Origin of the sequence: Oceanispirochaeta crateris (assembly GCF_008329965.1) — a bacterium.
GTDB classification, from domain to species: Bacteria; Spirochaetota; Spirochaetia; order DSM-2461; family DSM-2461; genus Oceanispirochaeta; species Oceanispirochaeta crateris.
On sequence record NZ_CP036150.1, the window covers coordinates 3,527,601 to 3,541,139 of the forward strand.

At 43.7% G+C, this 13,539-nt stretch carries 15 protein-coding genes; 1 reads left to right on the forward strand and 14 read right to left on the reverse strand.

All coding sequences use genetic code 11. The features are described from left to right. Positions 1 to 111 precede the first annotated feature (111 nt). The 12 genes from EXM22_RS16045 to EXM22_RS16100 form a co-directional block, all read right to left on the reverse strand. Positions 112 to 300, reverse strand: a complete 189-nt coding sequence (locus EXM22_RS16045) for a cold-shock protein (protein ID WP_149487489.1) — start codon at positions 298 to 300, stop codon at positions 112 to 114. Between the two features lie 376 nt (positions 301 to 676). After that, the gene (locus EXM22_RS16050) at positions 677 to 1,387 is read right to left on the reverse strand and encodes a 4Fe-4S binding protein (RefSeq protein WP_149487490.1); all 711 of its coding nucleotides are present in this window, start codon (positions 1,385 to 1,387) and stop codon (positions 677 to 679) included. 38 nt (positions 1,388 to 1,425) lie between these two features. Next, positions 1,426 to 1,605 (reverse strand): Sec-independent protein translocase subunit TatA/TatB, encoded by a 180-nt coding sequence (locus EXM22_RS16055; RefSeq protein ID WP_168203568.1) that lies wholly within the window; start codon positions 1,603 to 1,605, stop codon positions 1,426 to 1,428. A 1-nt stretch (position 1,606) separates the two neighbouring features. Further along, positions 1,607 to 1,873 carry a twin-arginine translocase TatA/TatE family subunit gene (locus EXM22_RS16060; RefSeq protein ID WP_149487492.1) on the reverse strand — a complete coding sequence of 89 codons (267 nt, stop codon included), beginning with the start codon at positions 1,871 to 1,873 and terminating at the stop codon, positions 1,607 to 1,609. Positions 1,874 to 1,876: 3 nt separating this feature from the next. Further along, positions 1,877 to 2,635, reverse strand: coding sequence for a twin-arginine translocase subunit TatC (tatC, locus tag EXM22_RS16065; protein WP_149487493.1), 759 nt, complete (start codon positions 2,633 to 2,635; stop codon positions 1,877 to 1,879). Continuing rightward, entirely contained in the window at positions 2,620 to 4,377 is a 1,758-nt protein-coding gene (locus EXM22_RS16070) for an FAD-dependent oxidoreductase (protein WP_210411509.1), read from the reverse strand. Before EXM22_RS16070 ends, tatC begins: the two co-directional genes overlap by 16 nt. 5 nt (positions 4,378 to 4,382) lie before the next feature. Beyond that, positions 4,383 to 4,595, reverse strand: a complete 213-nt coding sequence (locus EXM22_RS16075) for a 4Fe-4S dicluster domain-containing protein (protein ID WP_149487495.1) — start codon at positions 4,593 to 4,595, stop codon at positions 4,383 to 4,385. 36 nt (positions 4,596 to 4,631) lie between these two features. Then, positions 4,632 to 5,156 (reverse strand): hypothetical protein, encoded by a 525-nt coding sequence (locus tag EXM22_RS16080; RefSeq protein WP_149487496.1) that lies wholly within the window; start codon positions 5,154 to 5,156, stop codon positions 4,632 to 4,634. 175 nt (positions 5,157 to 5,331) lie between these two features. Beyond that, entirely contained in the window at positions 5,332 to 6,528 is a 1,197-nt protein-coding gene (locus EXM22_RS16085) for a hypothetical protein (protein WP_149487497.1), read from the reverse strand. Between the two features lie 5 nt (positions 6,529 to 6,533). Next, positions 6,534 to 7,328, reverse strand: coding sequence for an outer membrane lipoprotein-sorting protein (locus tag EXM22_RS16090; RefSeq protein ID WP_168203569.1), 795 nt, complete (start codon positions 7,326 to 7,328; stop codon positions 6,534 to 6,536). Next, positions 7,325 to 10,084, reverse strand: a complete 2,760-nt coding sequence (locus EXM22_RS16095; RefSeq protein WP_149487499.1) for an efflux RND transporter permease subunit — start codon at positions 10,082 to 10,084, stop codon at positions 7,325 to 7,327. Before EXM22_RS16095 ends, EXM22_RS16090 begins: the two co-directional genes overlap by 4 nt. A gap of 45 nt (positions 10,085 to 10,129) precedes the next feature. Next, complete coding sequence (locus EXM22_RS16100; protein ID WP_149487500.1) at positions 10,130 to 10,729, reverse strand: TetR/AcrR family transcriptional regulator; 600 nt, start codon at positions 10,727 to 10,729, stop codon at positions 10,130 to 10,132. Positions 10,730 to 10,987: 258 nt separating this feature from the next. On the opposite strand from EXM22_RS16100, the gene EXM22_RS16105 reads away from it, so the two are divergent. Continuing rightward, a complete protein-coding gene (locus EXM22_RS16105; protein WP_149487501.1) occupies positions 10,988 to 11,419 on the forward strand; it encodes a single-stranded DNA-binding protein in 432 nt (143 codons plus the stop codon). 379 nt (positions 11,420 to 11,798) lie between these two features. Here EXM22_RS16105 and EXM22_RS16110 read toward each other — a convergent pair whose 3' ends face one another. Both EXM22_RS16110 and EXM22_RS16115 read right to left on the reverse strand, forming a co-directional pair. Continuing rightward, positions 11,799 to 12,743 (reverse strand): DMT family transporter, encoded by a 945-nt coding sequence (locus EXM22_RS16110; protein WP_149487502.1) that lies wholly within the window; start codon positions 12,741 to 12,743, stop codon positions 11,799 to 11,801. Further along, positions 12,740 to 13,318, reverse strand: a complete 579-nt coding sequence (locus EXM22_RS16115; protein WP_246157034.1) for a TetR/AcrR family transcriptional regulator — start codon at positions 13,316 to 13,318, stop codon at positions 12,740 to 12,742. Before EXM22_RS16115 ends, EXM22_RS16110 begins: the two co-directional genes overlap by 4 nt. Positions 13,319 to 13,539: the final 221 nt, after the last annotated feature.

The following is a 13,539-nucleotide window of genomic DNA, read 5'->3' on the forward strand; positions in this document are numbered from 1 at the left end:
GAAACTACTTGTTATGTAATTGTTTAATTAGAAACATATATAGTGATGGCACTTCGAAGAAGATCCACCCTATTAAAAGGATTAGAATAAATCTTATTTATATATGAAGAATTAAACTCTTCTTACATTCACAGCGCAGGGACCTTTGGGTCCTGAACCGATTTCAAATTCTACTTTATCACCTTCATTGATGTTGCCCTGGACTTCATTCTTATGAACAAACATGTCCTCTCCACTTTCCTGTTCGATAAAACCAAATCCTTTTGTGGGATTAAACCATTTCACGGTTCCTGTTAACATAAATTACCTCTTAAAAAAAATATTGATTGCATAGTAATCGTAATGTCTAAGTTAAGCAATGGATAAAAATTATGAATGAACATAAATCCACTGAATTAACACAATAATCATCACATAAAGGATTTTTTAGACATTTTTTCTAGAGTATTCAATAATAACTCCCTTTCCTTAGCGTAAATGCATATCGAGGATGCTGCCGGTTCTGCCAAAAAGATCAGGGCGTTGAGGATGAAGATCATGAATAAGAACGATACGACTCATTCACATTCTACGGATACAAAATCCTGGACCAGTTTTTCAATTTTATTGCGTATCTGCCTGATATTTTCTAAATTGGAGCTGTCTTCAGTATAATACTGGGAAGGATCAGCCAGCTTTAACTTTCCTGGGGTGAATTCATTTTTGCATACTTTTTAAAAGCCCATCCGAACTTTAAAGTCCTTTTTACAGGACAAGCTGCTATACACTCCATACAATTTATACACTGTGCGTTACGGACATCGGGGTGTTGGGATATTTGTATCTGAGAGGGGCAGGCTTTATCACATTTTTTACAGGAAATACATTTTGTTTCATCTCTTGTAATTGTGAATAACCTGGCCAGGCTGACGATACCGTAACGGGCTCCCTCGGGACAAAAGAAGCGGCAAAAAGGTCGGTCTATGATGAACGAAAGAGTCAGAAAGCTAATCATGAGGACCCATGCTGCCTGGGTAATGTAGCTCATATTTCGATCCACTACTCCCATGAATGAGGCATAGGGACTCTGCAACAGCAGAACTGCTGCCAGTCCGGTCATTGAAAGACCTAGAAGTATATACCTGCTCAAATTGAGCCAGCGAACAGCCTTTAGAGGAATCCTGATTTTAGGAATTCTAAGGAGCTGCCCCAGTTTACCTATCCACTCCTGGGCAAAGCCGAAGGGACAGAACCAACCGCAGAACCAGGCCCCTCCTAACAGGGTTGATCCCATGAGAACTCCCATGAATATGATATTTTTACTCATAACCCCTTCGATCAGGAGGAGCATATAGGCAATGGGCATGAGTGCCCTGACGATTTGATACCAGCGGATTTTTTTTAACATTGTGTTCTCCTATTTACTTCGCATATCAACGTTAGGTTTTAAGCTTTGGTTTCTGTTTCACCGGCAACTTGACTTTTCAGGTCCCGGGTTTCTTGCATTCCCCGTTCAAATTCAAGACGGGCTTTTCCAATATTCCTTGCAAATTTTGGCAGAGCTGAAGCTCCAAAAAGTAAGACGACTACTCCGCTGACGACTAAGACTTCTGTTGTTCCAATCATTTTATGACTCCTGATGTTTGAGAGATGTTTTTTCCCTCTTAAATGGTTTTTTTTTGTAATCAAATACTTTATCTTCATCAAAACTTGCTGCGGTTTTGATTTCTTCTTCAAAGCGTGCAAAATTCTTTCTTATTCCATTCATCTGCCTCATAACCGATCCATAAACTCGTCCTATCTTCCTGACAAGGGCAGGAATATCTCTAGGGTTCACTAAAACAATTATGACGATTAGAAGAGTTATTATTTCTGTAATTCCAAATCCGAACATCACTCATTCTCCAAATTTAAATATTTTTGCAACCAGCAAGGTCAGATAAAATAGGCCTGTCATAGGCAGTGCCAAACCAACCTGTGTCACAAAGTCCGGGGGTGTCAAAAGTGCTGAAATCAGGAAAAATAGTACCACCATATAACGACCAATTTTCAACAGTACTTTTCTCTGAACGACATTCAACACGAGGAGAATCTCAATCAGTACGGGCATCTGAAAAACAACCAGGGTCATTAAAATAAACTGGAGAATGTAAAAGAGATTCCCTCCGAAACTCAGTAGCATTCCTGTATTTTCAGGTATAAATCCAGTTCCTGTCAGAAAAACGATAGAAACGGGTATTATGCTGTAATAGCTGTAAAAGAATCCCCCTACAATAAAGAAAAAACTGCATATCAAGGTTATGATAAGTATTTGCCGCTCTCTCTTTATAAGACCTGGAAAGATGAAATAAAGGAGATTGAACAGGTGTACCGGCAGAGAAATGATAAATCCGGCCAAGGCTGATATTTTCAGTTTGACGAGAAATCCCTCTGCAAGGGTAGTAATGTACAGCACATTACCGCCACTGCCTTCAGCCAACTGCAAAAGAGGTTCGAAAAGGAAGGCCATAATTTTGTCATACAGGCCGATGGCAATCCCGAAGCCTCCTGCCAGAGCTATGGCAGAAATGATAAGACCGCGTCGCAGCTCCATAAGATGAGCGAGTAGGGGCATCCGGTCTTCCGCTGTTCTCTTCATGCTTATTGAGCTGGCCATTTGTCAAAGTCCTGTTTTTCTAACTTCATTTCTCCGTCACTCCCTTGATAAATATTGATCCAGGCCTGCCAGTTTTCGTAATCGACCTCAGGATAATCCAAACGAAAGTGAGAGCAACGGCTCTCTTTGCGCATGATCGATGCCTTGAGCTTCATTTCGGCATTGATGATCATGTTGGATGTTTCGTGAGCCAGTCTGAGTTCATGTAGATTGGCTGCTTTGAGCATGGGGCTGTGGTGATTCCGGAGTTCTTCAATATAAGCCAGAGCTCCTTTGAGGATGCTTTCCTTTTTGATATAAAGAACAAAGTTGGGGATCATAATACCCTGCAGTGTCTGGGTTACCCAGGCAGGACTGTAACCGGAGTCCCTTTTCAAGGGAGCCAGAATTTCTTCTTTGATCCTGTTAATCTGCCTTGTAGAAATCGTTTGAAACTGCACTGTTTTAGAGTATTCTGCTGCCGCTTGGGAAACGATTGTGCCCTGGACTGCCGACCCTGCCAGTGATGATCCTATTTGGGTATAGATAGCTCCGGCCATATAGGAGCCCAATGCATCTCCTGCTGCATATAAACCAGGAATATTGGATTCTCCCTTCTCATTGATAGGAACCAGTCCCTCTGATTTATGAATGGACATCCCAGCAGAGGCTCCCCCGGAAGAAGATCCTGCCATCCCGGGAGGGGCTCCGTCTTTACCTCCAGGAGGAGGCCCGTTTTTACTGCCTGAAGGAGGTCCGTTTTTATCTCCGGGAGGAGGTCCTTCTTGTCTGTCTTTCATCGAGAATGCAGCCGGTATATACGGTCCGCCTTCTACTTCCACTGAGTCTCCTCTGCCGGGCATCATGGAGACAGGATTTCCCAGTTTATAGGCCTTGTAGTTTACATCTACTCCCAGATCATGGTGAACCTCAACTCCAGTTGTCGAGGGGGTTTGCTCAAACATACCATGCCATCCGTCATAACAGGCGGCGGGGTTTATTGTTGAACCGCTATGACCATCGTTCCACTCTTTTCCGGTTATTTTAGCGCCGATTTTGTAGGCCATGATCGAGCCGTCATGTGTCAGGTCACAGATGGGGAAACCATTGGGTTTGAACCCTCCTGCACCTGTACAGAGTATGACAGATTTTGCCTTAAATACGTGTATAACGGCATCGTCTATGCTGAATCCTGCGGCTCCTGCTATGCGCCCGTTTTCCTTGATCAGGTGGGTAATCATGATCCTTTCCATTACAGGAATTTTCCTCTCGGAAATAGGCTTGTTGAAGGAATCGTAACAAAGAGGAGATTTAAAGAATCCCCATTCTTCAAGTTCATCTACTCTCTCTTTTGAATGTTCAGCCATTTGTCTCGTATAGACTGGATTGTTTGTTTGCAGTGCTGAAGCAGAAACCTTGTTTGTAAACTCGTCCAGAGTGAGGCTTGCTGTGTCAGAATCGTAGGACATGATTCCCTTGGCAAAAGGGGTTTGTCCCGATGTTCCCAGGCGTCCTTTGGATACTACCAAAACTTTTGCCCCTGCATCATACCCTTTCACGGCAGCGAAGAGACCTGTCATGCCGCCGCCAATGACAAGGACATCTGTTTCATTTTCCTTGTAATCCACTTTATCGGGATCCAGTTCTCTATTGTTTTTTGTCCAATTGATATTCATTCCCATAGATGCCAGTGCGGCTGCTCCGAGAACTCCGCCGGTGAGACCTAAAAACTGTCGTCTGGATATTCCATTCTTGTCATTCATTTCATTTACCCCCATGACACGATTACCGGTATTGATTTTTCAGGTGTAATTGTTATGGCATCTACAGGACAGTACATTCTGCATAGATGGCAGATCTGACAGTCTTCGGGATAAGCAATGTAAGCTTTGCCATTGTCTTTCAACCTGATTACATCTGTAGGACAGGTTTTGACGCAGGTCCCACAGCCTATACATCCGTATATACTCTTGATAGCCATCTATTTATCTCCTCAGTTTTATTGGATTTCTGCGGTTTATACTTCCTGCAGAGCGTTGATTACATCGGATAACATTTCAGTCATATCCATCTTTTCTGGTCCAGGACCATTTGAAGGCCTGCTATTGTTATCACCCTGAGGGGGAGCTCCATTTCCGCCTTGAGGAGGGGCTCCATTACCACCTTGAGAGCCTCTTTCTCCACCGGGAGGCGGAGGGAGCATCGCATTCTGCTGTTCCGTGAGTTCTGAAGTTATACGTTCTACAAAGGTTTCTGGATCTGTTTCGGAGTCTTCCAATCGAGCATCCTGCCACTCTTCAAGAATGGGGATAATCTTTACAGCTTGATCTGCTGTGAGGGCTATGGCGTCCTCTTCCACTTCTGCAAGGTACTGAAGCTTTACGACTGTCAGCTCAGATTCTGAAGGCATGGGGCGGTCCTGTTCTGGACCTCCCTCCGGTCTGGAGTTTCCAGAATCTGAGGGATTGCTCCCTGAGGCAAAGGTGAACATGGCCAGGTTGAATAGAAGAGCAACCATTACGAATCGAGTGTATTTTTTCATTCTTAATCCTTATCTAGAGTTTCAGGTTGTTACCTGTTGAATCCAGATTAGCAGAATTAAAAATATCCTTGGTAAAGGGTGTGTAAAAGAAGTGTAAACTGTGTAAATTAGGGGAAGAAATTCCGGATCAAAATATCTATCCTGTCTGTGCCTATTGGAATTTTTATCCTGTATTTTAAAAACTGTAAATACAAAGGGCATTCATCGAATGCCTCATAGGCCAGGCAGAGAGTTCGTTAAAGTCATGACTGTCAAGGTCAAATAATCCTGTGTAACCAAACTGGACACTGAAGCTGCCAGAGAAATTATGAGTGACGGCGGGTAGCAGAGTCAGCGCTCCAGAATCCGGGGCAATCAGGGCTGATATAGTAATCTCTGTATTGATGTCATAGAAGGGCTGGCTCAGATTCAACAGGAAGTAGTGACGTCCAAAATAGCCCGGCGAATAGTGATCAAAAAGATCGGGGATTATGGGAAGGGCACTTTCAAAGTCGGATCTTTCTGATTTGTTATACCCTTCGCCGTTGTAAAAGTATTCCACGACTGAGGACAAGCCACTTTTGAAGGTGTATTCTAATCCCAGGAGTCCGGAAAAAAGCCAATCCGTTTTTCTTTCTCCAATACTGCTTGCGGTGGGAAAGAGGTTCCGGCTGCCTTTGCGTAAAGCAAGCTCCGAATAAATCCCGGCTCCCCATAGGTCCAAAATAGCCGCTGTGCCGAGGGCCGGTGTGTAACCGTCACTTTCCTTGCTGTTCTCATCATCCCAGAATCCGGAGAGCATCAATTCGATTCCCGGAAGGTAGAGAGTCATCTCAGTCCCCGCTTTTGTCTCGCCGTATGTCCATCCCTCTTCAGAGGGAGATTCAGGCAGTAGGGCATAAAGTTTGAGAGATATCGTTTCATTGGGATAGATCCGGAGAGACACAGCGTCTACACCTTTGAGCTCGGCATCAGGATCAGATGGATCTTTTTGAGGATTGGCAAAATCAATGGGATTCCATCCATAACCGTAGCCTGTCAGCATGCTCTGCCGCCCTGTTTCTACCGAGATCGTATTGTTTATGTAGATGAGGGCAGAAAGGCGCAGCAGATTCAGAGAGTAATCGCTCCTCTCGGGGGCAGTGCTTTCTCCCAGGGAAAACCAGGCCGAAAAGGTCGTTTTTTCATCACCAGCATCAATTTTTGCCGTGAGGGAAGAGAGCATCGACAGATCTGTTATTCCCAAATCGTCCCTTGAAAAAAGACTCTCACTATCCAGAGATTCGGGAGCGTTGGCTGTGATATTCATTTCAGCCTTCCCCGAAAAGCTGGCCTGGGAAAATAGGGGAATCGTCAAAAATACTGCCAATAGGGGTAAAATCATTTTCTTCATGTCTCTCACCTTATGCTTTCCAAGTAGCCTATGGTAAAAAGTCTGTCCTGGACTTTGGAGCTATCCATTTCCAATTTGATGACTTCAACCACTGTTACAGATGGCTTCGTGTGATTTTCCATGGTCTGACGGAAGGGGTATACCTTGGATCCAACAGTTCTGAAATCATGGAGAGTCATGCTCTTGATGTTGGCGTTTCCTTCATAATAATCAATCCTCAGGTACCGGAATCCTTCTTTGGTGATAAAGACGACCATCTTTTCATAGGGGGCATCAGAGTCGGCAGCCAGGAGTTCCACCTTATAGCAGTCTTCTCCTTCGACTGTGTCATCTCCCAGGAGTCTTGCCCTGTATTTTTCGGAAATACCCTGTCCGCCATCTCCCATGTCGGCATAGGAAAAATCGGTACCTCCCGCGGAGTTCTTCTTGGCCGAACTGCTCAACTTCCGGGTTCTCCCGGTCGAGCCGAATCGAACCCACAGATCATCCTCTATCATTAAGTTTGCCGTTCCTTTCATCCTGTTCGGGGCCGTGTAGATCGATAGAGAATAGGATTTTCCCTCTTTCTCCATGGAATATCCTTCCATTTCCTGAACCGGCTGTGCTTTACCTGATTTGTACACGGTCATACGGCTGGTGCTATAAATACGATCTCCCTTGAGGGCTTCATCAGCTCTTTTTACGATTTCATCCGCACTTTGGGCGGCAGCAGAATTGGGTAAAAAAGCTGTAAGAAGGGTTACAAGCATGAATACCATGATGGGCTTCAAACGATCCGTTTTCATTACTAAAAAGCTCATTTTTTCCTCCAAGGGGCCAGATTCCATCCCCATTTTTCATGAACTATGATCAGTATTGCCGGATGGAGCAATACGGAATACAGAAAAGCTATGGTCATAGCCAGGGTCAGCACGATTCCCGTACTCTTCATGGCCCGCATCACTGAGGGAATAAAGGAGGCAAAACCGAAGATGGTGGTGAGGGTCGTCAGTAACAGAGCGGTCCCTGTTCGGGCTATGACAAGTTCCATTTTCCCTTTTCCCTCTTTAAGGTATCTGTGATTGATATGGACCGCATCATCTATGCCTATTCCTATTAAGAGGGGGACAACGATAATGTTTAAAAAATCAAATTTTATATTTGTTAAACCCATGAATCCAAAAAGAGTCAAAAAGGAAGCCATGAGAGGGAGCATTGTCAGAAGAGCTAGCTTTATATTTCTAAAATCGATGACCATGATTATAAAGATAACTATCAGGGCGAGTATAGCTGCTCGGACACCATCTTGTTCCGCCATGATGGTCAGCTGGTCTCCGGCGAGGATCGTTCCTGTGGCCTTGTCTGTTACAGATTCTATCTGGGCGGTATAAATATCACGGAAATCTCCTTCCCAGGGGCTCTGGGTCGGGTTGATTGTTATGAGATAGGAAGATCCATCTTCTGATATCATGGAGTCTGTGATATTAGAAGGCAGCATCTCTAGAGTTACTCTGCCGGTTTCGGCCATGGTTCTCACACGATGATTCATAGCATCGAAAAGCATATTCTGAAAGTGGTCAAGAGCCTCTTTTTCCTGAGGCTCCGCGGGATTTTCGAGGGAGGTAAAGAGGCTGTCAAAGCTGGTTTTCTTTGTTTTTACTCCTTCCATGTTGATCCCGGTTAGCTCTCCCAGGGTATATACCAAGCGGTTCATATTTCCCAGGAAGGCCAGATCTCCCAGTTCTATCAGGTTTGCTTCCAGTCGGTAGAGTTCTTCCAGTAGTTCTACCCGGTTGACTGTCTTTAGGGGTGATCGTTCATCCAGCTCTGTAATGAAGGATTTGATGAAATTTCCTCTTTCAATATATTCACTGTCCCGTACATAGAATTCTGATAATGATTCCACTGATTTTACAGAAGAGAGGTCTTCGAGTTTTTCTGTTAAGGCTCTTACTTCCTCCAGATCATCACTTATAATTGATAGCCCATCCGGAGCCATTCCAAATTCTTTGGCCATCTCATCGTTCAGCTGTACCGATTCGAGACCTTTAGCTTCCATCTCCAGGATATTCTTCTGAAGACTGATGTCTTTAACCTTGAAAGAGAAAGCTACGATTGTAAGGATCATGACGACTGTGATTGTTACCGGAGCTTTAACGATAAGTCTCCCAATTCCTGCGGCGGCATCTGACTTGATCTTTACTTTTGAAAACAGTTTCTTTTCGGTTTTCCCCTTTTTTATCATTCGGTATTCTCTAAAAGACAGCAAAGGAGGAATCAATAAAATCATAACAAGGAGTTCACTTAAAATCCCCAGGCCGGCTACGACTCCCAGTTCTCTCATGATGCCGGTTTTAGCAATGGTGAGTGTGAAAAACGCGGCAGAAGTTGTTAATGCACCAGTTAGTATCCCTGAGCCGCTTTTTATCAGTGAGTTTTCGACGGATGTTTCAAAATCTCTTCCATCGTCTCTTTCCTGAATATATCCAGATAACAAATGAATGGCATAATCGATTCCCAGTCCCAGAAGAGCCACAATATACATGGCTGTCATAATGTTGAGGCGGTCCAGGAAATAACCGCTGAGGCCTACTGCCCAGAGTATTCCCGTGAGAAGCGGTATTCCTGCGATGAAAGGGACAGAAAACATCCTAAATACAAAAATCAAAAGTCCAAGAATTAAAACAAAGGCAATGATGGAAGACCCAGCAAGTCCTTTTTCAGAGCTGACCATTTCATCCCGGCCAATCACTGTGAAACCGGTTATTCCTGCTGTAACTCCATGCTGGGAAGCAATGTGTTTGGCTCCTGATTCTACTGTATTCACCCCAGCCCGGAGTAGGGCTAAATCGTTGATAGTAAAGGTAGGCTGAACAACCATGAGACCCATTTTATTGTCGTTGCTCATAATATATTCATCACCCAGCATATAGGCATCCAGAGCAGCATGGAGATCCTCATCAGAGATTTTTCTACCCTGTGTAGCTTCATTTATCAGCTGTAAAAGCTGGTCCAACCCTCTAAAGAGTCCCACCGCTTGTGTCTCATCCTCTGCAAGTTTATCACTGTTTCCAGAATACTCAGCTTCAAAGTCATCGTTGATGTGTCTGATCAGCGGAACGAGGTTGAGATTTCTATAGGTTCTTTTCTGGCGTTTAAGATCTTCCATTTTTGTGAGCATAAGTCCATGTTCTTTAAAGAAACTCATATCCATTCGTCCTGTCGTTCCAGAAACATAGGGCTCGTATTTTTCTCCTGAGTACTCCTCAATGAGGCTATCTATTGTATTCTTTACAATCCTTTCCGCCTCGGCAGGATCTAGAATGGACCGTCCATCAACAACTACAAGAATTCCGGAAACTGCAGGAAACTCTTCGACTATTCTCTGCAAATCCCTTACCTGGTTTGATTTGTCCGGAAGGATGGAATAGAAGGTCATTTCCATCCTGAGTCTTGTCATTCCATAAGCAATAATGATGGTCAGTCCTAAGACAATAAGGAGTGCCTTCCCCCAATTCTTTACTGACCACCGGGCCCACCGGCTCAGGATTTTTTCTCTCAGATTCAGTTGTTTCATCGCTTCTTTCTCCCTATCCCGCGGATCGGGGTGAATGGTCTTATTCTATGCCTGGACTCTCTTCAGGGTGGACTGAACAAGACTCTCACCAATGGTTGTGAAATCTATATCGCTTGTAAATTCTGAAATCAGCATGACACCTTCTGCCATGGCAACAAGTTCAAAAGCCAGCTGCCGACAATCAATCTCTTTACGGACATCACCTTCTGTTTGTAAATGAGAAATTAAATTCTCTAGGTCCTTTTGCATTCCCCTGTAAATTTCGGTAATCAACTCCTTAATCGCAGGGAATTTCTTAATCCCCATAAACATGAGGTAGCTGAAATTTAGATAATTTCCGGCAAAGTCTATCCCCGTGTTTTTTTCGAATTCATTCAGGTAGGTTTCAAAGGAAAATAGACCCCGCAGCAGTTCTTCCAGGGAGTAATCTCCTTTGAGTGAGTTCATCGTAATGTTCTGCATTTTTGAAAAGACAGTCCGCAGACACTCCTGGAAGAGTTCCTCCTTGCTACCGAAGTAATGATAGATGCCGCCCTTGGTGATTCCTATGCCATCTGCAATAGAATTGAGGGAGACTCTTTCATAGTCATTTTCCACCAGGAACTGTAGGGCTTTTAGTAGGATCTTTTCTTTTGTCTCTTTCACATATACTCCATTGAAATAACATACCTACGGTCGGTATGTTTAAATTTTAGTCTTTCCATTTCGAACAAGTCAAGGTAAAAGACAGCTAAGCCGAGAGGAAAGTCTCCATCTTTTACCTCGGTTGTTGTCAGGGAGTGTCAGAGGTCTCAGTTAAAACCGATGGGATGGGTTTTTAAAAAATTATTCCATTTTTTAAATCAGGGAATAATTCTCTTCTGTAAATAAGGTAATTCAATCTTTTTGTTAAAGGAGAAATGTATGAACAACCTTAACAGCGTCATTTTGGAAGGTAATCTGGTGCGAGATCCCGAGGCCAATCTGACTCCCAAGGGAACCCCTGTGTGCAAATTTTCTGTAGCCAGCAACCGCTATTACAAATCAGAAGGTATCCGTCAGAGCGAGGTGTCCTATTTTGATGTAGAAGTGTGGTCAAAGGTGGCTGAAGCCTGCGAAAAACATCTGCAGAAAGGTCGAGGTGTTCGTGTTGTGGGACGATTAAAACAGGACCGCTGGACTGATGAAGAGGGGAGCAGCCATTATAAGGTGAAAGTTGTAGGGGAGCATGTGGAATTCAAACCTCAGCTTAGTGCCTCAGCGGGGCCTGGTAGCACGAATGAATCAGAAGAAGAGCCTCTTGGGGAATCTGTAGAGGACAATGCCGAGGAGAATATGGAGGAAGCCCTTAGCTGACGATCTAATATCAGGCTGTATTTTTGGCCAGAGTTTTTTTGCACTGGTCAAATGATTCCTTCTTCAGCACTACCACTTAGTTCTATTTCCCGATCTTCTGGGATGTTTCCCTTCTGGATTAAGAGCAAGTGCTACAGCAAGGTCCAAATCTGTGAGATGTTGTGGAAGTAGGGCAGGAACATTCGTATAAGATGCGTAAGGGGTAGAGCTTAACAGCAGGGTGTTACTATGTTTATGGAGCCTAAAATCGCTTGCTTTCTACTTTTGCATCTATCGATATTTTGAAACAGAATTCCCAGGATCAATACTTCTGAAATGATGGAATCTATGTGCTTCTTCTCTCATTTTGATTACGTTTGTAACTACTTTAGTTCTGTTTTCACTCTGCAATTATGGCTTTCCTGATCCGTGTCAGAAGATTCAAATCAAGAACTGGAACAGTTAAGATGAACAAGCATGCTATGATGAGACCAATTCCATACCATGCTGTCAATGAAATTTGTTCACCAACAATAATCACTGCGAAGAGTGTGGCTACTGCTGGTTCAAAAAGGGATAATGTCGTCGCCATGCTCGCGTTAATCTTTGAAAGACCGTAGCCAAAGAAGAGATAACCAATAAACATGGGGATAGTTGCCATATACATGCCGACGGCTAAATTTAGCCACGAATTCAGAAAGGACTTTCCTGTAAATAAGAGAACCGGTAAGAGTATTGCTCCACCCAGGCCGAATAGTGATCCCATGGCTGCACGGCTGGCAACACCCCGTTTCATCAGCTTATGAGCAACATACGAAAAGAGGGCATAGGTAAATGCTGCAAGGACTCCTGTCAGTACACCGAATGTTTTTTTGTAATACATCATTTGAATTTCGTTAGATTGCTGACCGGACTTTGTCAGACAAAGTAATACAACCCCCAGAATTCCAATCAATGCCCCCATTTTCCACTTCATTGAAAGCTTTTTTCTGTCAATAATAGATTCGAGAAGCGCCGATATCAATGGAGCAAGTCCGATAGATATCACTGTCCCCACTGCAACACCTGCGAGCTTCATTGAGGTATAGAATGTCAGTGGATAAACTCCTATGGCAACGCTGCCTATAAGAAGCAGTCTCCATTGTTGGACTAATACATTGCGGTAGATCGATATCAAACCTCTTGCCGAGAGGAACTGCATGATTCCACCAATTCCCATAGCCGCTGCTCCTATGGCTATAGGGTTCACATCAGGAGCAAAAGTTGCCGCAGTGCCCGTTGTCCCCCAAAGAAAGGATGCAGCCAACACTCCCATGGAACCACAAAAGACCTCATTCCTTTTCATAAGGTCTCCAGCATATGAGTCGCTAACTTTTTAGCATGAATTATTTTTTCACTGCTTCCTTCCAGGCCGGCTCTGGCCATTGCGCCTTCCAGAAGAAAGGATAAATGCTCGGCAATAGACTCTGATTTCTCCTGAGTCATAGAAGGATACTCGAGTAGATGCATTTGTAATATAGCTTCTACTTCGTCCTTGTGTTTCCTAACAGCCTCTCTACCTCGGGATTTCGCCGGGAGTTCCGCAGCCGCATTAAGAATGCCGCATCCCCTGAAACCCCGTTCATACTCAAACGCGGCATGATCAAGGTACACATCAAATACAGCCAGGACACGCTCCCTCGGTATATTTGATTTTTTTAATCTATTTCTATACAAATCCAGCCATTCAGAATGTCGTTTATTAATGTATGTTTGCACCAAGTCGTCTTTAGACGAAAAATTATTATAAAGGCTCATCTTAGCCACTTTGGCTTTTTTAATAATTGAGTCAATTCCTGTCGCTGCTATCCCATTGTTGTAAAAAAGATTTGCTGCCGCATTGAGCAGCCGTTCGCGAGCAGAAGTTTTTTGGGTCGACACTCTTGGCAGCCTCTTTCTGATTGAAGTATACAGATCAGTCTACCTATTGTTTGATGATTGTCAAGTCGGGTTTTAGTAACGTCTCTCTGATCAATTTATAATAAATAAGAGTCCTAATTTCTGATGTTGTCTCATATTGTTCCTCTAACCCTCAGGGGCAATTATTCATAATACTGGTCATCTTTACTATCAGAAAAAAGATGGAAAAATCGGAGATTGTT

Excerpts from the sequence above, each read along its gene's own strand:
- EXM22_RS16045 (WP_149487489.1), bottom strand. The coding sequence starts at position 300 with ATGTTAACAGGAACCGTGAAATGGTTTAATCCCACAAAAGGATTTGGT.
- EXM22_RS16050 (WP_149487490.1), bottom strand. The coding sequence starts at position 1,387 with ATGTTAAAAAAAATCCGCTGGTATCAAATCGTCAGGGCACTCATGCCC.
- EXM22_RS16055 (WP_168203568.1), bottom strand. The coding sequence starts at position 1,605 with ATGATTGGAACAACAGAAGTCTTAGTCGTCAGCGGAGTAGTCGTCTTA.
- EXM22_RS16060 (WP_149487492.1), bottom strand. The coding sequence starts at position 1,873 with ATGTTCGGATTTGGAATTACAGAAATAATAACTCTTCTAATCGTCATA.
- tatC (WP_149487493.1), bottom strand. The coding sequence starts at position 2,635 with ATGGCCAGCTCAATAAGCATGAAGAGAACAGCGGAAGACCGGATGCCC.
- EXM22_RS16070 (WP_210411509.1), bottom strand. The coding sequence starts at position 4,377 with ATGAATGACAAGAATGGAATATCCAGACGACAGTTTTTAGGTCTCACC.
- EXM22_RS16075 (WP_149487495.1), bottom strand. The coding sequence starts at position 4,595 with ATGGCTATCAAGAGTATATACGGATGTATAGGCTGTGGGACCTGCGTC.
- EXM22_RS16080 (WP_149487496.1), bottom strand. The coding sequence starts at position 5,156 with ATGAAAAAATACACTCGATTCGTAATGGTTGCTCTTCTATTCAACCTG.
- EXM22_RS16085 (WP_149487497.1), bottom strand. The coding sequence starts at position 6,528 with ATGAAGAAAATGATTTTACCCCTATTGGCAGTATTTTTGACGATTCCC.
- EXM22_RS16090 (WP_168203569.1), bottom strand. The coding sequence starts at position 7,328 with ATGAGCTTTTTAGTAATGAAAACGGATCGTTTGAAGCCCATCATGGTA.
- EXM22_RS16095 (WP_149487499.1), bottom strand. The coding sequence starts at position 10,084 with ATGAAACAACTGAATCTGAGAGAAAAAATCCTGAGCCGGTGGGCCCGG.
- EXM22_RS16105 (WP_149487501.1), top strand. The coding sequence starts at position 10,988 with ATGAACAACCTTAACAGCGTCATTTTGGAAGGTAATCTGGTGCGAGAT.
- EXM22_RS16110 (WP_149487502.1), bottom strand. The coding sequence starts at position 12,743 with ATGAAAAGGAATGAGGTCTTTTGTGGTTCCATGGGAGTGTTGGCTGCA.